The 23,210-nt window shown below is 34.3% G+C and carries 20 protein-coding genes; 12 read left to right on the top strand and 8 right to left on the bottom strand.

The features are described 5' to 3' along the window. Window positions 1-71: 71 nt before the first annotated feature. A complete protein-coding gene (polA, locus tag A9G13_RS08375; protein WP_065557172.1) occupies window positions 72-2,846 on the bottom strand; it encodes a DNA polymerase I in 2,775 nt (924 codons plus the stop codon). A gap of 196 nt (window positions 2,847-3,042) precedes the next feature. On the opposite strand from polA, the gene folE reads away from it, so the two are divergent. From folE to ispH, 5 genes are all read left to right on the top strand, one after another. Continuing rightward, window positions 3,043-3,702: a GTP cyclohydrolase I FolE gene (gene folE / locus A9G13_RS08370; protein WP_065557171.1), complete on the top strand. Its 660-nt coding sequence runs from the start codon at window positions 3,043-3,045 to the stop codon at window positions 3,700-3,702. Between the two features lie 212 nt (window positions 3,703-3,914). Continuing rightward, on the top strand, window positions 3,915-4,853 hold the full coding sequence (ribF, locus tag A9G13_RS08365; RefSeq protein ID WP_065557170.1) for a bifunctional riboflavin kinase/FAD synthetase: 939 nt from the start codon (window positions 3,915-3,917) through the stop codon (window positions 4,851-4,853). Between the two features lie 37 nt (window positions 4,854-4,890). After that, window positions 4,891-7,698 (top strand): isoleucine--tRNA ligase, encoded by a 2,808-nt coding sequence (ileS, locus tag A9G13_RS08360; RefSeq protein ID WP_065557169.1) that lies wholly within the window; start codon window positions 4,891-4,893, stop codon window positions 7,696-7,698. Between the two features lie 107 nt (window positions 7,699-7,805). Further along, the gene (gene lspA, locus A9G13_RS08355; RefSeq protein ID WP_065557385.1) at window positions 7,806-8,285 is read left to right on the top strand and encodes a signal peptidase II; all 480 of its coding nucleotides are present in this window, start codon (window positions 7,806-7,808) and stop codon (window positions 8,283-8,285) included. A 1-nt stretch (window position 8,286) separates the two neighbouring features. Continuing rightward, window positions 8,287-9,234, top strand: coding sequence for a 4-hydroxy-3-methylbut-2-enyl diphosphate reductase (gene ispH, locus A9G13_RS08350; protein ID WP_065557168.1), 948 nt, complete (start codon window positions 8,287-8,289; stop codon window positions 9,232-9,234). Window positions 9,235-9,238: 4 nt separating this feature from the next. Here ispH and A9G13_RS08345 read toward each other — a convergent pair whose 3' ends face one another. The 3 genes from A9G13_RS08345 to kdgT all read right to left on the bottom strand — a co-directional run bounded on the left by A9G13_RS08345 (window position 9,239) and on the right by kdgT (window position 11,242). Further along, window positions 9,239-9,493 carry a YfhL family 4Fe-4S dicluster ferredoxin gene (locus A9G13_RS08345; RefSeq protein WP_065557167.1) on the bottom strand — a complete coding sequence of 85 codons (255 nt, stop codon included), beginning with the start codon at window positions 9,491-9,493 and terminating at the stop codon, window positions 9,239-9,241. A gap of 275 nt (window positions 9,494-9,768) precedes the next feature. Continuing rightward, on the bottom strand, window positions 9,769-10,203 hold the full coding sequence (locus A9G13_RS08340; protein ID WP_065557166.1) for a nuclear transport factor 2 family protein: 435 nt from the start codon (window positions 10,201-10,203) through the stop codon (window positions 9,769-9,771). A gap of 34 nt (window positions 10,204-10,237) precedes the next feature. Beyond that, window positions 10,238-11,242, bottom strand: coding sequence for a 2-keto-3-deoxygluconate transporter (gene kdgT, locus A9G13_RS08335; RefSeq protein WP_065557165.1), 1,005 nt, complete (start codon window positions 11,240-11,242; stop codon window positions 10,238-10,240). Between the two features lie 476 nt (window positions 11,243-11,718). Here kdgT and A9G13_RS08330 point away from each other — a divergent pair, with 476 nt between their 5' ends. From A9G13_RS08330 to A9G13_RS08310, 5 genes are all read left to right on the top strand, one after another. Beyond that, window positions 11,719-12,663: a C-terminal binding protein gene (locus A9G13_RS08330; RefSeq protein ID WP_065557164.1), complete on the top strand. Its 945-nt coding sequence runs from the start codon at window positions 11,719-11,721 to the stop codon at window positions 12,661-12,663. A 21-nt stretch (window positions 12,664-12,684) separates the two neighbouring features. After that, a complete protein-coding gene (locus tag A9G13_RS08325; RefSeq protein ID WP_065557163.1) occupies window positions 12,685-13,689 on the top strand; it encodes a zinc-dependent alcohol dehydrogenase in 1,005 nt (334 codons plus the stop codon). A 29-nt stretch (window positions 13,690-13,718) separates the two neighbouring features. Next, window positions 13,719-14,480: a 2-dehydro-3-deoxy-D-gluconate 5-dehydrogenase KduD gene (gene kduD, locus A9G13_RS08320; RefSeq protein WP_065557162.1), complete on the top strand. Its 762-nt coding sequence runs from the start codon at window positions 13,719-13,721 to the stop codon at window positions 14,478-14,480. A gap of 80 nt (window positions 14,481-14,560) precedes the next feature. Next, window positions 14,561-15,025 carry a YhcH/YjgK/YiaL family protein gene (locus A9G13_RS08315; protein WP_065557161.1) on the top strand — a complete coding sequence of 155 codons (465 nt, stop codon included), beginning with the start codon at window positions 14,561-14,563 and terminating at the stop codon, window positions 15,023-15,025. Between the two features lie 86 nt (window positions 15,026-15,111). Further along, window positions 15,112-16,050 carry a sugar kinase gene (locus tag A9G13_RS08310; protein ID WP_065557160.1) on the top strand — a complete coding sequence of 313 codons (939 nt, stop codon included), beginning with the start codon at window positions 15,112-15,114 and terminating at the stop codon, window positions 16,048-16,050. Between the two features lie 48 nt (window positions 16,051-16,098). Here the strand turns inward: A9G13_RS08310 and A9G13_RS08305 are convergent, their stop codons facing one another. Then, complete coding sequence (locus A9G13_RS08305) at window positions 16,099-16,863, bottom strand: IclR family transcriptional regulator (RefSeq protein ID WP_065557159.1); 765 nt, start codon at window positions 16,861-16,863, stop codon at window positions 16,099-16,101. Between the two features lie 54 nt (window positions 16,864-16,917). Next, window positions 16,918-17,679 (bottom strand): IclR family transcriptional regulator, encoded by a 762-nt coding sequence (locus A9G13_RS08300; RefSeq protein WP_065557158.1) that lies wholly within the window; start codon window positions 17,677-17,679, stop codon window positions 16,918-16,920. A 358-nt stretch (window positions 17,680-18,037) separates the two neighbouring features. Here A9G13_RS08300 and A9G13_RS08295 point away from each other — a divergent pair, with 358 nt between their 5' ends. Both A9G13_RS08295 and A9G13_RS08290 read left to right on the top strand, forming a co-directional pair. Continuing rightward, a complete protein-coding gene (locus A9G13_RS08295) occupies window positions 18,038-19,234 on the top strand; it encodes an efflux RND transporter periplasmic adaptor subunit (protein ID WP_065557157.1) in 1,197 nt (398 codons plus the stop codon). 1 nt (window position 19,235) lies between these two features. Beyond that, window positions 19,236-21,203, top strand: a complete 1,968-nt coding sequence (locus A9G13_RS08290) for a MacB family efflux pump subunit (protein ID WP_065557156.1) — start codon at window positions 19,236-19,238, stop codon at window positions 21,201-21,203. Between the two features lie 132 nt (window positions 21,204-21,335). Here A9G13_RS08290 and A9G13_RS08285 read toward each other — a convergent pair whose 3' ends face one another. Both A9G13_RS08285 and A9G13_RS08280 read right to left on the bottom strand, forming a co-directional pair. Then, window positions 21,336-22,850, bottom strand: coding sequence for a DsbA family protein (locus A9G13_RS08285; RefSeq protein ID WP_065557155.1), 1,515 nt, complete (start codon window positions 22,848-22,850; stop codon window positions 21,336-21,338). A 14-nt stretch (window positions 22,851-22,864) separates the two neighbouring features. Next, window positions 22,865-23,134 carry a YihD family protein gene (locus A9G13_RS08280; protein WP_065557154.1) on the bottom strand — a complete coding sequence of 90 codons (270 nt, stop codon included), beginning with the start codon at window positions 23,132-23,134 and terminating at the stop codon, window positions 22,865-22,867. Window positions 23,135-23,210 lie beyond the last annotated feature (76 nt).

Genomic DNA, 23,210 nt, shown 5'->3' with positions numbered 1-23,210 from the left:
AGGTATTATAGACTATTCGTTAACATTTAATGGGAAAACCGTCTTATATTTACAACTATTATTAATAATTATTAATGCGCCTCATCCCAATTATTGCCAATACCAACATCTACTTTTAATGGCACGGAGAGTTGATAACAATTTTCCATAATTGCTTTAATTTGCAAACAATACTGCTCAACAAATTCCTCTTTTACTTCAAAAACTAACTCATCGTGAACCTGCATTACCATTTTGATATTTTCAACTGCTTGAGTTTTGATCCATGCACTCATTTTGATCATAGCGATTTTAATAATATCAGCCGCGGTACCTTGCATCGGTGCATTAATCGCTGCCCGTTCCGCACCACGGCGTTCAATACCACTAGTTGAAGTAATTTTAGATAAATACAATCGTCGACCAGATAAAGTTTCAACAAATCCTTGCTCTGCTGCCTTTTGTCGCGTTTGTTTCATATAAATTTGTACACCAGGATAACGCTCAAAATAGCGGTCAATATAAAATTGTGCTTCTTTGCGGGGAATATTGATTTGTTTTGACAAACCAAAAGCACTCATACCATAAATTAAACCAAAGTTAACCGCTTTAGCTCGTCTTCTTTCTTCGGATGTGACTTCTGATTCTGGTTTACCTAGAATTTCACCCGCAGTGACTCGGTGAATATCTTTGTCATGCGCAAAAGCTGTAAGCAAACTTTTATCTTGAGATAAATGTGCCATGATCCGTAATTCAATTTGTGAATAGTCTGCTGAAATAATTTTATAGCCTTTTGGTGCTATAAAGGCTTGGCGAATCCTGCGTCCTTCTTCATTGCGTACTGGAATATTTTGTAAATTTGGATCATTGGATGATAATCGCCCGGTAACCGTACCAATTTGATTATAATTGGTGTGTATACGGTGATCGATAGGACTAATCATTAATGGCAACTTATCAGTGTAAGTATTTTTAAGTTTAGCCAATCCTCGATAAAACAGAATCATACGTGGTAATACATATTGATTAGCTAACTCACTAAGCACTTCTTCACTTGTCGATGGCTCTCCCTTCGGGGTTTTCTTTAATACCGGTAAGTTATGTTTATCAAATAAAATTGCTTGAATTTGTTTAGGTGATGCTGGATTAAATTTTTCACCAGCCAATAACTCTAATTGTTGTTTGGTTTCCTTTAATTTATTAGCCAACTCATTTGAATACTCATTTAACTGATTAGCATCAATAAGTACGCCAGTGCGTTCCATTTCGGCAAGCACAATCGCCAATGGCATTTCAATGTCAGTAAAGAGTTTCTTTAACTTTTCATTTTTTTCTAATGTAGGCCATAGTTTATGATGAAGTTGTAAAGTAATATCCGCATCTTCGGCTGCATATTCAGTGGTTTTTTCAATATCAATAGCATCAATAGTTACTTGTTTTTTATCAAATTTAGTTAACTCATTATAAGTAATGGTTTTATGATTCAAGTAACGACTAGCCATGCTATCCATATCATGACGTTCGGTGCTGTTTAATACGTAAGACTCAAGCATAGTATCAAAGGCAATACCATTAACTTTAATACCATAATTTGCCAGTATACTGTAATCAAATTTGGCATTTTGCGCGATTTTTTTTATGGTTGGATTTTCAAGTACTGGTTTTAATTTAGCTAATACCTCGGTAAGTGGTAGTTGCTGTGGTACACCTAAATATTGGTGATTTAGTGGTATATAAGCAGCCTGATTAGGCTCAACACTAAGGGATATACCAATTAATTTTGCATGAACATGATCGACATCATCAGTTTCAGTATCAAAAGCAAATTGCTGATTTTGATTTAGTTTAGTTACCCAATTATCTAACTGTTCAACAGTTAATATGCATTGGTAATCAGTTTCTTTTTTAGTTATAACTGGTTCATTAGTCAAATTATGTAACGATAACTCATTCTTAATTTCAGGCGCATTTTGTTGCTGTTTTAAGAATATGCCTGAAACAAGATCTTTTTGCCAACGGTGAAAATCATAATATTCAAAGAACTTCGCTAAAGTTTTGACATCTATATCATTAGCTAGCAATTGTTCACTAGTAAAATCTAACGCAACATCAGTTTTTATCGTAGCTAATAAATAGGACAGTTCAACTTTATCCTGATTATCAATTAATTTTTGTTTTAAAGTTTTAGCTCCGCGAATTGGCAATTTGTCAATCTGTTCTAAGTTGGCATAAATATCAGTAACACTATTAAACTCCGTTAATAAACTTTGAGCTGTTTTATCCCCTACACCAGGAACTCCGGGAATGTTATCGGAGGTATCCCCTCTTAATGCTAGATAATCGATAATTTTTTCTGGTGGTACACCAAATTTTTCCTTTACACCTTTGGGATCGAGTACCGTGTTGTTCATAGTATTAATCAGTGTGATTTTCTCACTAACTAACTGCGCCAAATCCTTATCGCCAGTACTGATTAATACATCAATATTTTTTCTTTCTGCTTGCATGGCTAATGTGCCTATTACATCATCAGCTTCTACACCTTCAATGCAAAGCAGTGGCAAGCCCATTGCCTGTAAAATAGTATGAATTGGTTCAACTTGTGAGCGTAAATTTTCAGGCATTTCCTCGCGGGTGGCTTTATATTCGCTATAGATTTCATTACGAAAAGATCCACCTTTGGCATCAAACACCACCGCTACATGAGTTGGATCATATTGATTAAGCAAACTACGCACCATATTGATCACACCTACAATAGCACCAGTTGGTTCACCTTTGGCATTAGTTAATGGAGGACAGGCAAAAAAAGCACGATAAAGGTAAGAAGATCCATCAATTAAGATAATTGGCGTATTATTTGGCATTATGGTTACCCGAATGTTATTCAAATATAATTTTAAGTATTATAACCTATTTGACTCTAATATGTTTATTATCCTACATTATGTAAAAATTTCAGATTAAGCTATTGTTTTAAGTAAAGCGGTAGGTGTAAAACTGTATATTGCAATGTGAGTGTTATATAATGCTGTATCTATTTTTTGCCTGAGTATGTGATAAATGACTGAATTAAGTCTTGCTGCACAAAAAGTAAAAGCAGCGCTCGCTGCCAAAAACCTTGAAACACCATCATGTCGATTGACCATGGATAACAGCGAACGTAAAGTAAAGATTGAGTCCCATTTTCGCGAAATTATGAAACTAATGGAACTTGATTTAAGTGATGATAGTCTATCCGAGACCCCTCACCGAGTAGCTAAAATGTATGTAGATGAGATTTTTTCGGGTCTTTATTACGAGAATTTCCCTAAAATCACATTAATTGAAAATAAAATGCAAGTTGATGAAATGATCACCGTACGTAACATTAGTTTAACTAGCATCTGTGAACACCATTTTGTCACTATCGACGGTAAAGCAACAGTTTCTTATATTCCTAAAGATAGTGTAATTGGGTTATCTAAAATAAATCGTATCGTAAAATTCTTTTCACAACGACCACAAGTACAAGAAAGATTAACCCAACAAATTTTAGTGGCACTACAAACATTACTGGGAACTGTCAATGTTGCAGTTTCGATCGATGCTACGCATTATTGTGTAAAATCAAGAGGAGTTGAAGATTCAAGTAGTATTACCACTACCACTGCTTTAGGTGGCGGATTTAAAACTAATCCTAGCACCAGGCAGGAATTTTTACGAGCATTAACCCATTATTAATAATCACAGTAGGCTGTTTGCTATTAACAAAGCAATTTAACTATTGATTAGTGTTGGTGCTATAAATATAGTACTGAGTAACTATCCAATAGTTAGTAAAAAATTAAAATAAAATGCAATACACAAAAGCATAAAAACCGTCTTATATTGCGTGCATCTTCAAGAAAGATTGGTATAATTCTCAGCTACTTAAAACAAATAAAACTGTTTGCATGAAGATTATCCGTGGTATTGCTAATTTGAAAAATCAATTTACTCAATGTGTACTTACATTGGGGAATTTTGATGGGGTGCATTTAGGGCATCAGCAATTAATCAATCACTTAATTACCAAAGGTAATACCTTAGGCTTACCCACAGTAGTCATGTTATTTGAACCACAGCCTTTAGAATTTTTTAACCAAGAAAGCGCACCTTCGCGTTTAACTTCATTTCAAGAAAAAATCATTTTTATTGAAAAAATGGGTATTGACTATATTATTGCTATTCCGTTTACTCAAACCTTTGCTAACATGTCAGCCGATAGTTTTACCCAAGATTGGTTGATAAATAAACTCCAAGTCCAACATATCACTATTGGTGATGATTTCCAATTTGGCTATCAGCGTAAAGGTAATATTACTTTACTACAACAATATGCACACAATAATGCGTTTACAGTAGAAAGTATGCCCACTTTGGTCTGGGATGGCTTACGCATAAGTAGTACTGCCGTTCGCCAAGCTTTATTAAATAACGACTTTAAATTAACCCATTGTTTATTAGGTCGCGATTACACTATTCAGGGCAGAGTTATTTATGGTAATGCCTTAGCAAGGCAATTAGGATTCCCGACAGCTAATATTCACTTACATCGTAAAAAGCCGGCACTACAAGGTGTATATTTTGTTAAAGTTAAAAATTTGTGTAACAATCAATATTATGATGGGATTGCCAATATTGGTATAAGACCAACTATTCAAGGAAAAACAGCTATTTTAGAAGTGCATCTTTTTGACTTCACCGACAATATTTATGGACAATATTTAGAAGTATTGTTTGTTAAAAAATTACGCGACGAGAAAAAATTTGAATCATTAGTCGCATTGCAACAACAAATTACACAAGATGTTTGCACTGCAAAACAGATCAGTGCACAATTAACCAATTGAAAAATAGTATCTATTAAATTAACTGGAATAAATCAGCATGACAGACTATAAAAATACATTGAATCTACCGGAAACCGGATTCCCAATGCGCGGTGATCTAGCTAAACGTGAGCCAGCAATGTTACAAAACTGGTATGATAAAGAACTTTATCGCAAAATTCGCCAAGTTAAAAAAGGCAAAAAAACTTTTATTTTGCATGATGGTCCTCCTTATGCAAATGGCAAATTACATATTGGTCATGCTGTTAACAAAATTATTAAAGATATTATTATCAAGTCGAAAGGATTGAATGGTTATGATTCTCCATATATTCCGGGATGGGATTGTCATGGCTTACCAATTGAACTAAAAGTCGAAGAACAAGTTGGTAAACCTGGAGTCAAAGTAACACCTGCTGAGTTTCGCCAAATTTGTCGTGATTATGCTGCCTCACAAGTTGAATTACAAAAAGCCGATTTTATTCGTATGGGTGTACTTGGTGATTGGCAAAATCCTTATCGCACAATGAATTATGACACGGAAGCCAATATTATTCGTGCTCTTGGTAAAGTGATTAAAAACGGCCATTTGATTAAAGGTGCCAAACCAGTCTATTGGTGTACAGATTGCATGTCAGCGTTGGCTGAAGCTGAAGTTGAATATTATGACAAATCATCTCCGGCTATTGATGTGAAATTTAAAGCTATTAATAATCAAGCTGTTGCCGATAAATTTGGAATCAAAACTGAGTTAACTATTTATGCAGTGATTTGGACCACCACACCATGGACTTTACCTGCTAGCCGAGGGATTGCCTTAAATGCCGAAGTAGAATACCAATTAGTGCAAATCAACGAGCAAGAATGTGTGATTCTGGCAACAGATTTAGTTGAATCAGTTATGCAACGAGCCAATATTAACGATTGGAAAGTACTTGGTAGTTGCAAAGGTAGTGATTTAGAGTTATTACGTTTTAAACATCCTTTCCTTGATTTTGATGAACCGATTGTTCTTGGTGAACATGTTACTGTTGATGCTGGTACTGGTGCTGTGCATACCGCACCGGGTCATGGTGCAGAAGACTTTATTGTTGGTCAAAAATATGGTCTTGAAGTTGCTAACCCTGTTGGTGGTAATGGTTGTTATTTACCAGGAACTGGTGCTGGTCTGGATGGGCTATTTGTATTCAAAGCCAATAAAGTGGTTGTTGAAATGCTAAAAGAACATAATGCCTTATTACACTTTGAAAATATAGAACATAGTTACCCATGTTGTTGGCGGCATAAAACACCTGTTATTTACCGAGCAACACCACAATGGTTTATTAGTATGGATAAACAAGGTCTACGAGCGCAATCTTTAGATGAAATCAAACAAGTTCGTTGGATCCCAGATTGGGGGCAAGCACGTATTGAAACCATGGTAGCTAATCGCCCTGATTGGTGTATCTCTCGTCAACGTACTTGGGGTGTACCTGTGACCTTATTTGTACATAAAGAGACTGAAGAACTACATCCGGATACCTTAGTATTAGTCGAAAAAGTAGCTAAGCTAGTTGAGCAAAAAGGTATTCAAGCATGGTGGGATGCCGATATTAAAGATCTTTTAGGACCTGATGCTGAAGATTATCGCAAAGTACCAGATACCTTAGATGTGTGGTTTGATTCTGGCTCTACATTCTTTTCTGTAGTTGGTGTCAGACCAGAATTTGAAGGACATAGCGCTGATATGTATTTAGAGGGTTCAGATCAACATCGCGGCTGGTTTATGTCATCATTAATGCTATCAACTGCAATTGATAATCAAGCACCTTACAAACAAGTTTTAACTCATGGCTTCGTGGTTGATGGACAAGGTCGTAAAATGTCTAAATCTCTCGGAAATATCGTCACACCACAAGAAGTGATGAATAAACTTGGTGCTGATATTTTACGTTTATGGATTGCTTCAACCGATTATTCCGGTGAAATGAGCTATTCCGAAGAAATTATTAAGCGAGCTGCTGATAGTTACCGTCGTATTCGTAATACGGCGCGCTTTTTACTAGCCAATTTAAATGGTTTTGATCCAATTAAAGATATGGTGCAACCTGATGATATGGTGGTTCTTGATCGCTGGGCGGTAAGTATGGCCAAAGAAGCACAAGAACAAATTATCCATGCTTATGATAATTATGATTTTCATAAAGTAGTGCAACGAATTATGCAATTCTGCTCCATCGAAATGGGATCATTCTATTTAGATATCATTAAAGATCGCCAGTATACGGCTAAAAGCGATAGTATTGCTCGTCACAGTTGCCAAACTGCTTTATATCATATAGCTCAGGCTATGGTTAGATGGATTGCACCAATTTTATCCTTTACTGCCGATGAAATTTGGCAATACTTACCAGCTACCCAAAAACAAGAATTTGTTTTTGAAGAAGAATGGTATCTATCGTTGTTTACATTATCAGAAAACGAAGCATTAAATAGTGAATACTGGTCACATATTTTAGCGATCCGTAGTGAAGTAAATAAAGTCTTAGAACAAGGCCGTAATGATAAAGTAATTGGTGGTGCCCTTGAAGCTGCTGTTACCTTATATGCAGATGAAGATATCGCCAAAGCTCTGGCAAAATTAGGAAATGAATTACGTTTTGTATTATTAACTTCACAAGCTAATGTACAACCATTATCGACTGCGCCAACACAGGCAGTGCAAAGTGAAATAAAAGGACTCAAAATTGAGCTAGCTAAAGCTCAAGGTGATAAATGTCCTCGTTGTTGGCATTATACCGTTGATAACGATCCAACTACGCATTTATGCAAACGTTGTGAAGAAAATATCCACGGCAAAGGTGAAGTAAGGCATTTCGCATAATAGCGACATACTACTACTTAACGGATTAAAATAGTCTATAGTGTAAAATCTATAGCAACCTTATACTTCCCCCGCCGGCGTTTGTCGGCGGAAACATGATAATGAGCATGAACTATATGAAAAAAGATAATGGACTTTACTGGTTATTGTTCGCAATTATTGTTTTTATCGTTGATATTGCAAGTAAATTTATAATTTTAAATGATTTTTTACTTTATGAGTCAGTAAATCTTCTACCCTTCTTTTCTATTACTTATGTACGCAATATTGGTGCGGCTTTTAGTATTTTAGAAGGTCAACGGTGGATGCTAGCAGTAGTTGCTATTATCATTAGTGGCGTAATTATTTATATGCTATACCGTAATCCTAGCTCAAAAAAATTAGAAAATTTTTCATTAGCCTTAATTTTAGGTGGAGCATTAGGCAATTTGTTTGATCGTCTATATCATGGTTTTGTGGTTGATTTTTTAGATGTTAATTTTGGTGATTGGCATTATCCAACTTTTAATATTGCTGATTGTGCAATTTGTGTTGGTATTGGACTATTTATTATCAGTAATTTTAAAAAGTCTAAGAAGATAAAATAATATGCAAATTCTTTTAGCCAACCCTCGTGGTTTTTGTGCTGGGGTTGATCGTGCTATTACAATTGTCGAACGTGCACTAGAATTGTTTGGAGCGCCAGTTTATGTTCGCCATGAAGTCGTACATAACCGCTATGTAGTTAACCGCTTAAAAGAATTAGGTGCTATCTTTATCGAAAATATTAACGAAGTACCAGATGATACCATTCTTATTTTTTCAGCTCATGGAGTATCCAAAGCTGTCAGGGAAGAAGCAAAACAACGGAAATTACGTATTTTTGACGCCACCTGCCCATTAGTGACGAAAGTGCATATGGAAGTTGCCAGATCCAGTTATCGAGGAGAAGAAGTAATTTTGATCGGTCATGCAGGTCATATTGAAGTTGATGGCACAATGGGACAATATAACAACCCAGAAGGTGGTATTTATTTAGTTGAATCCATTGATGATGTTAATAAGTTACAGGTTAAGAATGAAAATAATCTCTGCTTTACAACACAAACTACCTTATCTGTTGATGATACTGCCCAAATCATAGCTACGTTAAAACAACGGTTCCCCAATATTCGGAGCCCACGCAAAGACGATATTTGCTATGCCACCACCAACCGTCAACAAGCAGTCAAACAACTAGCATCACAAGCTGACGTAGTGTTAGTTGTTGGTTCTAAAAATTCTTCTAATTCTAATCGTCTTGCTGAACTTGCTAGGCGAAATAGTAAAAATGCCTATTTGATTGATTTCGCTTCTGACATTCAAAAAGAGTGGCTAGTCAATGCTCGGACTATAGGTGTCACGGCTGGCGCTTCCGCACCTGATGTTTTAGTACAACAAGTAATCAGCCACTTAAAAAGTTTAGGATGTACTTCCCTCATTGAAACAGACGGTATTTTAGAAAATATTACTTTTGAAATTCCTAAAGAGCTTCGTATAGAGATTAAAACAATTTGATTGATTAAGATTTTGTATTGAGTAATTTAAATTTTGCTAGTAATTGTTCTGGTTTTTCTACATGATCAGGATCGGCAATTATGGCATTTTGAATGGGGCAAACCCGTTGACAAGTAGAATGATCATAGTAACCGACACACTCAGTACATTTATAAGGATCTATTTCATATATATCAAATCCCATAGTTATAGCCTGATTTGGGCATTCAGGTTCACACATATCACAATTAATACATTTATTGGTTATTTTTAATGCCATTTCTATAAAATCTTTATCGACTCTTTAAAATTTGCGCCATTATAGCGCAATAGCTGATAAATCCTAGAAAAGATCACTATTGCAATCATAAACAAAAATACTTAATGCAAAAATATTTCAGGTATACCATACGTTTTATGTATTAAGCACGAAATTAACAAAGCAAATTTGAAAAAAACTATATGAAATCTCTTATAATGGAAATGTAATTACCTTTATAAGTGTATTAACCATACATTTAGTATGATCAATACACTTTTGATTAAATATTATATTTATTGTGGAAGTTTATATGCTTGGCGAGCTAATAATTTCCAATCAGCATTCACTTTCTTAAAAACTAACATTACACCTATTTTTACTTTACCAACTTTACCATTATCATTGGTATCTGCTACAAAAACATGACGTACAATTGCGGTATCACCTTCGGTAATAATCGATTGATCTTGGAATTGAAGTGTTTTAAAACTTGATCGACCACTGACAATTGCATCAACAAATTGAGCTTTATTTTCAATGACCGCACTTGAATGTCCATAAGTTAATGAAGATAATGCAACATGCTCTAACTGTGCCTTATCCGCACTCAGCATCGCTAAACGCATTGTTTCTACAGCTTGTTCTACAGTGCTTTGATTAGAAGTTGCTGCGTAACTACTACCAATAGATAACACCATTAATAGTAAAACGCTCAAAAATTTATTCATTATATTTCTCCTTAATATGCTAATTTACCATGCTTTATTCACTTTTTGTTGAAGGAATAAATTCTGTTTTTGTATCAACTTTATTTAAGTTTTTATTGAATTTTTTTGCCCATACAGAAGTAATAATTGGTACCACAACAGATGTTACTATGACACTGGTTGCCACCATCGCAGTAGCTGCAGATGCAACTGGAGCAAATTCAGGGACCATTTCAGCAATCAATAAAGGAGTCGCAACCGCTGCCCCCGCTGAACTAGAAGCTGCAACTCCTGCTGTACCATTTCCTTTACCAAGGAATTTATCTGCTAAAATTAACGGGATACCAGTAATAACAATCACGAATAAACCTAATAGAATACCCGCTAACCCTGTTTCATAAATGACTTGTAACTTTATACTATTACCAAGTGCAAAAGCAAAAAAAGGAATTAAAGTTTGAACCGCACTTCCAAATAATTTTCGTAGATCTGAATCTAAATTTCCCAACATAAAACCAATTACAAATGGTAATACTGCTCCGATAAATAACCTTGGTTCAAATGAAGCGACTCCTGAAGTTCCTAAAATAACCATTGTCATAAGTGGTCCTGATTCTAAAGACATTAAAACAAATGCTCCGGCCTCTTCTTTAGAACCGTACTGATTCATTAAAGCAGCATATAATCCACCATTGGTCATATCCATTGAAGCGACTAACGCAAGAATTGAAAATCCTGCAAATATCCCACCTTCGACCATATAACCTTTAGTCCAAAAGGTACCGGCAATAAGAGCAACCAACCAAGCCGTACCTATTTTGGTAACAACTAATACTCCTGATTTTCTTAACATTGTTCCTGTTGCTTTAAGCTCAATAGAAGCTCCCATACAAAAAAACCAAACCGCTAATATAGGAACAGTACCAGAGATCAAACCGTTAGAAAATGATCCTAAATATTTTCCACCACCAGGGAAAAAAGTATTACATAATGCACCGAGAAATAGAGGTATAAGCATCAATCCACCAGGTACTCGATCAACAAATTGTTTTATTTTCATCTATTTATTCCTCAATAAATTTAATTACATCATTTAAATCAATTAATTTAGTGTATTTTGCCAACACCATAAATAAAATATATGGAATGTCATTCCTTTTTTGAATATATAAAATAATAAAATAAAATCAATTTTGATTAGCTATTTTGTGACACACATCACCAAATAAAACATATTTATTTGAAAGATAACGTAAAATTAATTTAGTGTCTTTATTAATTCAGAGTGTTGAAAGATCAAAAACATTATTCAAATTACTTTTTTAAAGTACAAAATAAAAAAATGAAAAACATTTCAAAAATATAAAACTAATTATAAATCAATTTAATAAATATATTTTATTGAATGCAGAAATTAATTATCACTAAAAATTAGTGTGACAAAGATCACAATATAAAATAATTGGAATATCATTCTCTCTAAAACTTAATTAAGATTATTTCGGAATGATATTCCATTTTAACAGAGGTGACTAAATGAAGATTTACATTACAGATTGTGATCATGAATCTATGGATATAGAAAAAAATACTTTTGCTGAAAAAGGTGTTGACTTTGAGATATTAAATATCACACAACCAACAGACATTATTGAAGCATGTCATGATGCTGATGCCTTAATTTTACAATATGCAACTATTTCCGATAGTGTTTTAAGCTCTTTAAAAAATTTGAAAGGTGTTGTTCGCTATGGAGTTGGCGTCAATACGATTGATATTGACTCAGCGACTAGAAATAATGTTGCTGTTTGCAATGTACCTGATTATGGAACCAATGAAGTAGCCGATCATGCATTAGCGCTTATTATGGCTTTATCAAGAAAATTACCATTATTTATCAATGATACCAAAAATGGCATTTGGGCTTATGAAAAAGCTATTCCTATTTATCGATTACAAGAGCAAACTGCAGGGATTATTGGCTTAGGAAGAATTGGATTATCATTAGCTAAAAAATTACATGGTATTGGACTAAAAGTTATCGGTTTTGATCCATTTGCTAAAAAAGAGAATCTACCAAGTTTTATCGATTTTGTTAACTTAGAAGAATTATTAACTCAGTCAGATATCATTTCGCTTAACTTACCACTTGCAAAAGAAACTCAAAATTTAATTAATAACAAAGAATTTTCATTGATGAAGAAAAATTGTTATTTAGTTAATACAGCAAGAGGCGGCATTGTAAATGAAGAAGCACTTTATCAAGCTTTGCTTAATAAAACAATTGCAGGCGCAGCTCTTGATGTATTTGAACAAGAACCACCTACGGATAGAAAACTATTTAGTCTTGATAATTTTATTGCAACACCTCATGCTGCTTGGTACTCCGAACAATCACAACAAGATCTAAAGAGAAAAGCAGCTGAAGAAGCAATCCGTATAGCAAAAGGTGAAACTCCTCTCTACTGTCTAAATAAATAAGTAAATTACAGGATATAAGATATGAAAGCAATAATTTATAAAGGACCTAATGAGGTAGTATGTGAACAAACAACTGAACCGCAACTTAATGAAAATGAAGTTTTGATAAAAGTAAGTCATGCAGGAATTTGTGGTTCCGATCTTAATATTTATCTAGGTGTACACCCAAGAGCTAAAGCACCATTAGTATTAGGCCATGAATTTTCTGGATATATTGTTAATGGCGACCAAGAATTGCCTACTGGTACAAAAGTATGTGTTCGTCCGTTAATCTCCTGTTGTAAATGTTCGGCTTGTCAATCTGGAAATAGCCACGTTTGCAAAACTCTCAAACTGTATGGAATTGATACTGCAGGCGGTATGGCCGAATATGTAAAGGTAGATAGAAGTAAGGTACATGTATTACCAGATGATTTTCCTATGGACTTAGGCGCTTTTGTTGAACCATTAGCCGTGGGAATTCATGCCGTATCAAGAACACCTTTTAAAATTGGAGACTCTGTTGTCGTTTTTGGCGCAGGAACAATCGGACTTTGTGTTGCAAGTGTACTAAAACTTGCTGGCGCTAAACAAGTAATTGTCATAGAAACAAATGATTTTCGTATTAATTTAGCTAAAGAGCTTGGTTTCACGGTAATTAATCCAAAACAAGAAGATGTTTTAGGTACAGTCTTAAAATTAACTAACGAAGTTGGTGCAGATATTGTTTACGACTGTGCTGCACACCCATCGGTTGCATTGCAATTAACCGATCTGGTTAAAGTTCAAGGTACTATAGAAATTGTTGGTTCATATAAAAAACCAACTGAATTTAAATTATTAGATATTGAATTTAAAGAACTTAATATTGTTGGCACCAGAGTTTATCAAGCAAGAGACTTCGAAACTGCTATTAAATTTATACAACAAGATTTTCCTTATAAAAAGCTACTTACAGTATTAACACCTGAAGAAGCTAAACAAGGATTCATTAATGCATTATCTGGTGAAAATGTAATTAAAACACTTTTTAAATTTTCTGATTAATAAGAATATCAAGATTAAGGTACGTCATTATGAAAAATACAAATCCATTTGATTTGACAGGAAAAAATGCAATTATTACTGGTGCATCTAGAGGTATAGGCAAATCGTTAGCAATGAGTCTAGCCAATGCTGGAGCCAATATCATCATTATAGATGTTATGCGTGATGAACAAACAGAGCAAGAAATAAAAAAATACAATGTCACTTGTGAAACAATTACGTTTGATTTATCTCATTTCGAAGAGTATGAAAATCTTATTTCAGATATTATCAACAAATATCAACATATTGATATTTTAATTAATAATGCTGGCATACAACGTCGCCATCCATCTGTAGATTTTCCAAAAACAGATTGGGATCTGGTAATTAACATCAACATGAATGCTGTATTTTTTATGTGTCAAAAAGTTGGGAAACATATGATTGAAAGGGGATACGGCAAAATTATTAATATTGCTTCATTACTCGCATTCCAAGGCGGATATACCATCCCAGCGTATACTGCGGCTAAATCAGCTGTTGCTGGTTTTTCTAAATCATTATCAAATGAATGGGCATCAAAAGGAATTACCATTAACTGTATAGCTCCAGGTTATATTGCAACAGAGATGAATACTGCATTAATGAATGATGAAACACGTAATCGTCAAATTCTAGAGCGTATTCCGGCAGGTCGTTGGGGTAAACCTGAAGACTTAGGGGGAGCAGCTGTATTTTTATCATCATCAGCATCGGATTACATTAATGGATTCACCATAGCAGTAGATGGTGGTTGGTTAGGTAGATAACAAATATATATATAAATAAACTTTGTCTTAATTATTGGGAATTAATTAGAACCAATAATTAAGATTTTGAGGAGATAACTATGATTATTGGCAACATTGAACATCTTAATTTAATACCTTATTTACCAACAAAATTAAAAGAGGCAATTGAAACAGTAAAACAACAAGTTAACGATAATACTATTAATGGCCGATATCAAATTGATGGTGATAACGTTTTTTATATGGTTTCACAAACGTTATCCAGAACTCAAGAGGAAGGTAAATACGAATATCATGCAAAATATATTGATATCCAAATTGTTTTATCGGGTCAAGAAGGAATGGCTGTATCAACTTTACCTCCACATACTGAAGTCATTGAAGATAAACTAACAAATGGTGATATCGCTTTTGTTAAAGCCCCAACCGAAGAAACCATGTTTGTTTTACAACCAAATGATTTTGTGATTTTTTATCCACATGAAGTACATAAACCACTTTGTATAGTTGGTGGAAAAACTGAACAAATTCGGAAAGTTGTTGTGAAAGTTGCAATGGATTAAATGTTAGCTATAGCTATAAATATATCTAAGATGGATCAACTGATCTTGTTATTTAGTTAATGAACAATATCTGATAGGAAATAGTGATGACTATAAATATAGCAATAATTGGAGAGTGCATGATCGAACTCTCAATTAAAGATAGTTTAACAACTAGAAATTTTGGTGGGGATACTTTAAATACATCAATTTATTTATCTCGTTTATTTCCCAATAACCAAGCTGCAATTCATTATGTAACTGGGCTTGGTGTAGACCCATTCAGCCAAGAAATGTTAAATGAATGGCAAAAGGAAAATATTAAAACTGATCTTATTCAACAAATGAGCAATAAAATGCCAGGACTATATGCTATTGTAACCGATAGTCACGGAGAAAGATCTTTTTATTATTGGAGAAACGATGCCGCTGCTAAATTTTGGTTAAAAACAGAACAAACTGAAGAAATATGTGAAAAAATAGCAAAATTTGACTATATTTATTTAAGCGGTATTAGTATTGCTATTTTAGACGAATATAGCATAGATAAGCTTATTGACTTATTGGATAAATTTAAAGCTAATGGAGGTAAGATTATTTTTGATAATAACTATCGACCTAGATTATGGCGTAGTCAAGAATATGCCCAAAATGTTTATTCTAAAATCTTATCCTATACTGATATTGCATTTTTAACCCAAGACGATGAACAAATGCTTTGGGGGAATGAAGATTATAAAGATAGCATTATTCGTAGCCAAAAATTAGGTGTTAACGAAGTTATTATTAAGAGAGGAAGTGAAAGTTGCATTGTTGCTTCAAAAAATGAGCGAATTGAGGTACCAGCAAATATGATTGATAATCAAAAAATAATAGATACTACGGCAGCTGGTGATTCCTTTAGCGCAGGATATCTATCTGTTAGGCTCACGGGTGGCTCAATAGAAGCAGCAATTAAAAAAGGGCATGATTTAGCTGGTACAGTTATTCAGTATCGCGGAGCGATTATTCCGTCTGAAGCTATGAAAAAATTTACGATATGTTAATGAGTATTACTCAATAAACTGATATGAATGTTACTTATATTTTATTTTTTATAGTGCAATGTAACCTAATCGTTTAGAAATAGAATCTGTAGCCTCTTTTAATAAAGAGGCGCATTTTTTCATTTGATTTTGCATTCGATGACTTGGTCCGGCAATACTCATCGCTGCGACTACATCATGGCTATAGTTAAAAATACCGGATGCAATACAAATAAGCCCTTCCTCCACCTCTTCCCAGTCATAGGCTATATTTTCATTACGAGCCTTTGCTAAAAGTTCATATAATTGGCTTGAATCAGTAACAGTTTTTTGAGTATATTGTGGCAATGGAGAATTTATAATACGCCGAATTTCTTCTTCCGATTGATGGGCAAGCAATACTCGACCTAGTCCTGTGCAATATGCTGGTCGCATATGCCCTAAATTTGAACTAGTATGGATCGCATTATTTCCTTCACTTTTGTATAAATAAACCACATTACCACTGTTATATACACCTAAAAAACAAGTCTCATTTATCGTATTGGAAAGTGATTTAACAAACGGAATAGCAACATCAACAATATTTACATTTACTAAGCTTGATATGCCAAGCTCTAATGATTTAAAACCTAATGTATATCTATTTGATTTTAAATCATGAAAAACATACTCTCGTTCAAGTAATGTGTTTAAAATTTTATGAATTATAATTTTATTGAGATTTGTCGCTTTAATTAATTCAATACTTGTTACACCTGCAGCACTATTACTAATAACATCTAAAATAGCAATTGCCTTATCTATAACAGATGTTGTCTCTTTTTGTGGCATAATCTAAAACCTCTAATCAAAGTAAATAATTCTTAATTCAATACATAGATAAAGTTAATTTTTCTTTCTTAGTTCTGTTGAAATTGATGATGAAATATTTTTTAATTCACTAATAATAATTTCTTTTTTTTGTATGATTCGAAAAGAAGATCCAGCAACACTAATCGCTCCTACCACTCTATTCTGTTTAGTAAAAATTGGTGTTGCTATACAAGTTAAACCTTCTTCTACCTCTTCATCATCTATTGAATATCCATCAATACACACTTTTGCTAAACTATTATGTATAGCTTCTCGGTCTATGATCGTTTTAGTTGTAAATTGAACTAATGGGCGACTTAAAACTTTGTTAATTTCAACTAAAGGTTGATAAGCTAATAATGATTTACCAAGACTAGTACAATATACTGGCATTCTACTACCTATATGTGAATTGGTTTTAACAGACAAGGCACCTTCAGCTTTATATAAATAAATTATACTTCCATCATGATAAACCGCTAAAAAACAGGTTTCATTAATTTTAGTGGCAAGTTTTTTTAAATAAGGGATTGATATTCCAACAAGAGAGATATTCATTAATCCCTTTACACCTAATTCAAAAGCCTTAACATCTAAAAAATATTTCTCAGTTGTAACATCATAACTAAGGTACTGCCTTTTCTTTAATATATCCAATATCCTAAATACCGTTGTTTTAGCCATTCTACTTAATTTGACTATTTCAGCCAAAGAAATCCCGGAAGAATAATGACTAATTATTTCAAGTAAGGTTAAAGCGTTATCTAAAGTGGATGGTTGTTTTTGAACTAACATTCATTATACTCCACACATGAATATTATTTGTATTTAAATTAATAATGATTTTAAAAACAATTAAATAAGTAATTATAAATATATTATATAAGTAAAATCTTATACTGTACTATTTTTAGTTAATCATATTTAAAATATTAAGCTAAACAGCTAAATATTACTTAATTAAGTATCTTTTAAATTCAATAATAATTTCTTCTTATAACTTTCTAAAGAACACATAAAATTATTAAATTCTCTTTTAGAATGCATTATTTTTCATAATTATTACAATTTATTATGATTAGTTATCTATGTTAAATGATTAGATAAGATACAATGTTAATAAAATAATAACAAAATTAAAGGATGAAAAAGATTGTTTAAATATTTTAAAATTAAATACTTATTTATAGTATTCATTATTTTTGTAATTTTTTATATTGCAAAATTAATCTTTTCCCCTGACGATAATACAGTTAATTATATTACCTCACCTGTCATCAAAAACAATATTGAAAAAACTGTACTTGCTGATGGTACCATCAATGCCTTTAAGCAAGTAAGTGTTGGTGCGCAAGTATCAGGCCAAATCAAAAAGTTATATGTTGAATTAGGTGATGAAGTTAAACAAGGTGATATGATTGCAGAAATAGATGATCTAAAACAAAATAATGATTTAAAACAATCTGAAGCATCACTTAACAGTCTTGAAGCACAGCGTAAATCAAAAAAAGCCAAACTAGTTAATTACCAATTAACTTATGAACGGCAACTAAAATTAGTTAATAAAGGGGTTGGTATACAATCCGATTTAGATGCGGCCACAGCTGAACTTGATGCTATTAAAGCCGACATTGCAGCTTTAGATGCCGATATTGTTAGTGCTCAAGTTGCTGTCGACACCGCTAAAGTTAACTTAGGTTATACTAAAATTCGTTCCCCTATTGATGGGGTCATCGTGGCAATTCCTGTCGATCAAGGTCAAACTGTTAACTCAGTACAAAGTGCCCCAACCATTGTAAAAGTGGCTCAGTTAGATAAGATGACAATTGAAGCACAAATATCCGAAGCTGATGTGATCAATGTTAAAAAAGGTATGCCGGTCTATTTTACTATTTTAGGTCAACCAAATAAGCGATTTGACGGATTAACATTACGTGCAATTGAGCCAGCACCTGATTCAATTAATACTGAAAGTTCTGCTAATGCCAGTACATCATCTTCAACCACTAAAAGTGCCATTTATTATAATGGTTTATTTGATGTGGATAATCCTGATCATGTTTTACGCATATCCATGACGGCACAAGTATATATAGTACTGGATGAAGCTAAAGATGTTCTTTCTATTCCATCGCAAGCAATTCAAAAAAATTTAGCCGATAATAAAGCTATTGTTTACTTATTAAATCAACAAAAACATGTTGAAGAACGAGAAGTGGTTTTGGGGATTAATAACAATATTAATGTTGAAATAAAATCGGGGCTTAAAGAAGGGGAAACTGTTATTGTAAGTAGTAATAACGGAACATTAGTAAGCAATAATACCAGATCTCCGAGGATTCGATTCTAATATGGCAAATAATACTCCTCTTATTAAGCTTGAGAATATAGTTAGGCAATTTCCTGCAGGGGATTCAACCATCCAAGTCCTAAAAAGGATAAATTTGAGCATTAATGCTGGTGAAATGGTTGCTATTATTGGGGCGTCTGGTTCTGGTAAATCAACTTTAATGAACATTTTAGGGTGTTTGGATAAACCTACTACCGGAACTTATACCATTGGTGGAAGAACCACCAGTCAGTTATCTCAAGATGAACTTGCTGAATTACGCCGTGAACATTTTGGCTTTATCTTTCAGCGTTATCATTTATTAAACGCTTTAACTGCACAAGGTAATGTCGAAATCCCAGCAATTTATGCTGGGGTAACTAATGAAAAGCGACAAACACGTGCGATTGAAATCTTAACACGTTTAGGCCTTGCCGATAAAATTTATAGCAAACCAAACCAATTATCAGGTGGACAACAGCAACGAGTAAGTATTGGTAGAGCTTTAATTAATGGTGGGCAAATTATTTTGGCTGATGAGCCTACTGGTGCTCTAGATCGTAAAAGTGGCCTAGAAGTTATGACAATTCTTCGTGAACTACACCAACAAGGTCATACTATTATCATCGTCACACATGATCCTAATATTGCTAAAGCTGCCGAGAGAATTATTGAAATTAGTGATGGAAATATTATTGCGGATTCTATTAATCCTGAGTATCAATCCGAAAAAAATGACAATCGGCAAGTAAAACAGATTGAAACAACTAAAACTAAAGATAATTTTTGGGCTAAATACTACCGTTTTCGTGATGCTTTTAGAATGGCAATTATATCCATGTTTTCTCAGCGATTACGAACATTTCTAACTATGCTGGGCATTATTATTGGGATTGCTTCTGTAGTATCTGTGGTTGCTTTAGGTCAAGGCACTAAACAAAAAATATTAGCCAATATTAATTCATTAGGAACTAGTACCCTAGAAATTTATGCCGGAACCGGATTTGGTGATCGTAATGCAGAAAAAATCACCACACTACGCTCTTCTGATGCGGATTTTTTAGCTAAGCAAAGTTTTGTGCACAGTACCACTCCTAATCTGTCTACTAGTGTTTATTTTAGAATTAACAATCTTGCAGTGACAGGAACTGTGAATGGTGTTGGAGAACAATTTTTTGCTGTCCGCGGTTATGATATAACCAAAGGACTAGCATTTGATCAAACCAGTATCACTACTTCTGCACAAGAAGCTGTCATTGATGAAAATACCGTTAAACGATTATTTGCAGATCAAGATCCTATCGGCAAAATTTTAATGGTAGGTCAGTTACCAGTAAAAATTATTGGCATTGCCACCAAACAACAGCAAGGTTTTGGTAGTAACGAGAGTTTAAATGTTTGGTTACCTTATACTACAGTTATAAATCGCATGGTAGGTCAAACTTCTTTAAAAAGTATTACCGTTAGGATTAACGATGATGTTGATTTATCGATTGCAGAACAGGCCATAAATAAGATCATGTTACAACGACATGGAGTAAAAGATTTTTTTATTTTTAACTCAGATAATATTCGTGAGTCCATTGATTCATCTGCTTGGGTTATGACGCTATTAGTTTCTGCCATTGCTCTGATTTCATTAGTTGTAGGTGGTATTGGTGTAATGAATATAATGTTGGTGTCAGTTACTGAAAGAACGCGCGAAATTGGTGTACGCATGGCTGTTGGAGCTCGTTCTAGCGACATCCTACAACAGTTTTTGATTGAGGCTATATTGGTGTGTTTGATCGGTGGTACATTAGGTATTTTACTTTCTTTTGCAATAGGGTTTATCTTTAATTATTTTGTTACTTCTTTTGCTATGAGTTTTTCTATAATAGCAATTATTGCCGCATTTAGTTGTTCAAGTATGATCGGTATAATTTTTGGTTATTTCCCTGCTAAACGAGCTGCTCAGCTCGATCCAATCTATGCACTAGAAAGAGAGTAAAAAAATTGTGGAAAATAAAAAATCCCTTTGTAATTTAATAAAAACAAAGGGATTATTTCATACTTATATTTTAAGAGAACCAAATACCTATCAATTTACTTTTAACAAATATATTACAAAGTAATGTGTTAATTATTTATTTTCAGGCTTTACCTCAGATCTAGCTTCTGATGTTTCAGATTTAACTTCCGTCGCCGGCGTTGATTCAGGTTGAGTATCCGGAACGGCTGACTCAGGGGTAACTTCCGGTGTTGGTGTTACTGCCGGTTGAGCTTCAGGCGTCACACGAACAGGTTGTGCTTCTGCAGCCGGCGCTACTTCTGGTTGAGTAACCGGAACGGATGGCTCAGGATTAACTTCCGGTGTTGGTGTTACTGCCGGTTGAGCTTCAGGCGTTGCAGGAACAGGTTGTGCTTCCGCAGCTGGGGCAGCTTCTGGTTGAGTAACCGGAACGGCTGACTCAGGGGTAATTTCCGGTGTTGGTGTTACTGCCGGTTGAACTTCCGGCGTTGCAGGCATAGGTTGTGCTTCCACAGACGGCGCTGCTTCTGGTTGAGTATCCGGAACGGATGGCTCAGGGATAACTTCCGGTGTTGGTGTTACTGCCGGTTGAGCTTCAGGCGTTGCAGGAGCAGGTTGTGCTTCTGCAGCCGGCGCTGCTTCTGGTTGAGTAACCGGAACGGCTGGCTCAGGGGTAACTTCCGGTGTTGGTGTTACTGCCGGTTGAGCTTCAGGCGTTGCAGGAGCAGGTTGTGCTTCTGCAGCCGGCGCTGCTTCTGGTTGAGTAACCGGAACGGCTGACTCAGGATTAACTTCCGGTGTTGGTGTTACTGCCGGTTGAGCTTCAGGCGTTGCAGGAACAGGTTGTGCTTCCGCGGCTGGTGCAGCTTCTGGTTGAGTATGCGGAACGGATGGCTCAGGTTGCGCTTCCTGAGCTGGTGCGGCTTCTGGCTCAATTTTAGTTTCCAATTGACTGAGATAAGTTACAACTCGAGCATAATCATCCTCAAATTTTTGTTTACTAGTTCTATCTAGCCCTTGAGAATTAATATAAAACTTACGATTGACAATGACCGAGGGTATTGAACCAGGTTGTATCTCTTTAAAAGCCTCAGCTTGCTGATTCATAAAAGCCTTTACTAAAAAACTATCTTTAGTTTTATCATAAGTTTCAGCACTAACACCTAAACTAGTAAATAATTTTTTAATATCATCAGCCGTTTTTATTGATTTATTTGTTTGTACTTCATTATACAATGCGACAGAAGCTTTATCTTCAATTCCCAAAATATTAGCTACTGCCCATGCTTGAGCTAACTCTATTGATAATTTCCCAAAATTTTCTAAATGATAGCGTTTAAATTTAGTACCTTCTGGCAAAGCTTTGCTTATAGTTTGCGATCTATGATATTTATTTTCAAAATCAAAACAACTTGGACTATTAAATGAAAAAAACACAATAACTTCTTTATCTGGAGACGGCAAGCCCATTAAAGTGAAATATTGTTTACCATCTTCAATAGGCGCTAAGGTTGTAGCATCAGTTGTTGACTCTGTCGTTTCTGGCTTAGTAGTCTCAGGTATTTCATCAGCAAAACAGTTCACCGCTAACAGTAAGGCGCTCATCGCAATCAGCGTCTTTTTCATATTTGTGGTTCTCCCTATTCTTTAATAATTCCACGTGCTTTTAATAAAGCTGATTTGAAATCTTCTTCATAATCTTTTTTTAATCCTGGAATAGCTTCATTTTTATCAGCATCACGCATTTTTAAATGATAAATCAAGACTTCATCACTAAGGTCTTTTAAATCGCCATCAAATCCAGCTTCTTGACTTAATTTTACTAAAAATTGTAATAAATTAAGATCGGAATCTTTTTCCCAAGCTGTTTGTAACAACTCCATTAACTCATCAATACGATGACATTTCATAGTTAATACCTTCTTTTAATTTTCGACTCAACAGAAGATAATGATATAAAATCATTTAGAGTAAATACTTATACTC

The organism is Gilliamella sp. wkB178, from assembly GCF_001690705.1.
Taxonomy (GTDB): domain Bacteria; phylum Pseudomonadota; class Gammaproteobacteria; order Enterobacterales; family Orbaceae; genus Gilliamella; species Gilliamella apicola_K.
This window is presented reverse-complemented; position numbering and strand designations above follow the sequence as displayed.

Coding starts and splice junctions, on each gene's coding strand:
- polA (WP_065557172.1), bottom strand. CDS start 2,846: ATGCCAAATAATACGCCAATTATCTTAATTGATGGATCTTCTTACCTT.
- folE (WP_065557171.1), top strand. CDS start 3,043: ATGACTGAATTAAGTCTTGCTGCACAAAAAGTAAAAGCAGCGCTCGCT.
- ribF (WP_065557170.1), top strand. CDS start 3,915: ATGAAGATTATCCGTGGTATTGCTAATTTGAAAAATCAATTTACTCAA.
- ileS (WP_065557169.1), top strand. CDS start 4,891: ATGACAGACTATAAAAATACATTGAATCTACCGGAAACCGGATTCCCA.
- lspA (WP_065557385.1), top strand. CDS start 7,806: ATGAACTATATGAAAAAAGATAATGGACTTTACTGGTTATTGTTCGCA.
- ispH (WP_065557168.1), top strand. CDS start 8,287: ATGCAAATTCTTTTAGCCAACCCTCGTGGTTTTTGTGCTGGGGTTGAT.
- A9G13_RS08345 (WP_065557167.1), bottom strand. CDS start 9,493: ATGGCATTAAAAATAACCAATAAATGTATTAATTGTGATATGTGTGAA.
- A9G13_RS08340 (WP_065557166.1), bottom strand. CDS start 10,203: ATGAATAAATTTTTGAGCGTTTTACTATTAATGGTGTTATCTATTGGT.
- kdgT (WP_065557165.1), bottom strand. CDS start 11,242: ATGAAAATAAAACAATTTGTTGATCGAGTACCTGGTGGATTGATGCTT.
- A9G13_RS08330 (WP_065557164.1), top strand. CDS start 11,719: ATGAAGATTTACATTACAGATTGTGATCATGAATCTATGGATATAGAA.
- A9G13_RS08325 (WP_065557163.1), top strand. CDS start 12,685: ATGAAAGCAATAATTTATAAAGGACCTAATGAGGTAGTATGTGAACAA.
- kduD (WP_065557162.1), top strand. CDS start 13,719: ATGAAAAATACAAATCCATTTGATTTGACAGGAAAAAATGCAATTATT.
- A9G13_RS08315 (WP_065557161.1), top strand. CDS start 14,561: ATGATTATTGGCAACATTGAACATCTTAATTTAATACCTTATTTACCA.
- A9G13_RS08310 (WP_065557160.1), top strand. CDS start 15,112: ATGACTATAAATATAGCAATAATTGGAGAGTGCATGATCGAACTCTCA.
- A9G13_RS08305 (WP_065557159.1), bottom strand. CDS start 16,863: ATGCCACAAAAAGAGACAACATCTGTTATAGATAAGGCAATTGCTATT.
- A9G13_RS08300 (WP_065557158.1), bottom strand. CDS start 17,679: ATGTTAGTTCAAAAACAACCATCCACTTTAGATAACGCTTTAACCTTA.
- A9G13_RS08290 (WP_065557156.1), top strand. CDS start 19,236: ATGGCAAATAATACTCCTCTTATTAAGCTTGAGAATATAGTTAGGCAA.
- A9G13_RS08285 (WP_065557155.1), bottom strand. CDS start 22,850: ATGAAAAAGACGCTGATTGCGATGAGCGCCTTACTGTTAGCGGTGAAC.
- A9G13_RS08280 (WP_065557154.1), bottom strand. CDS start 23,134: ATGAAATGTCATCGTATTGATGAGTTAATGGAGTTGTTACAAACAGCT.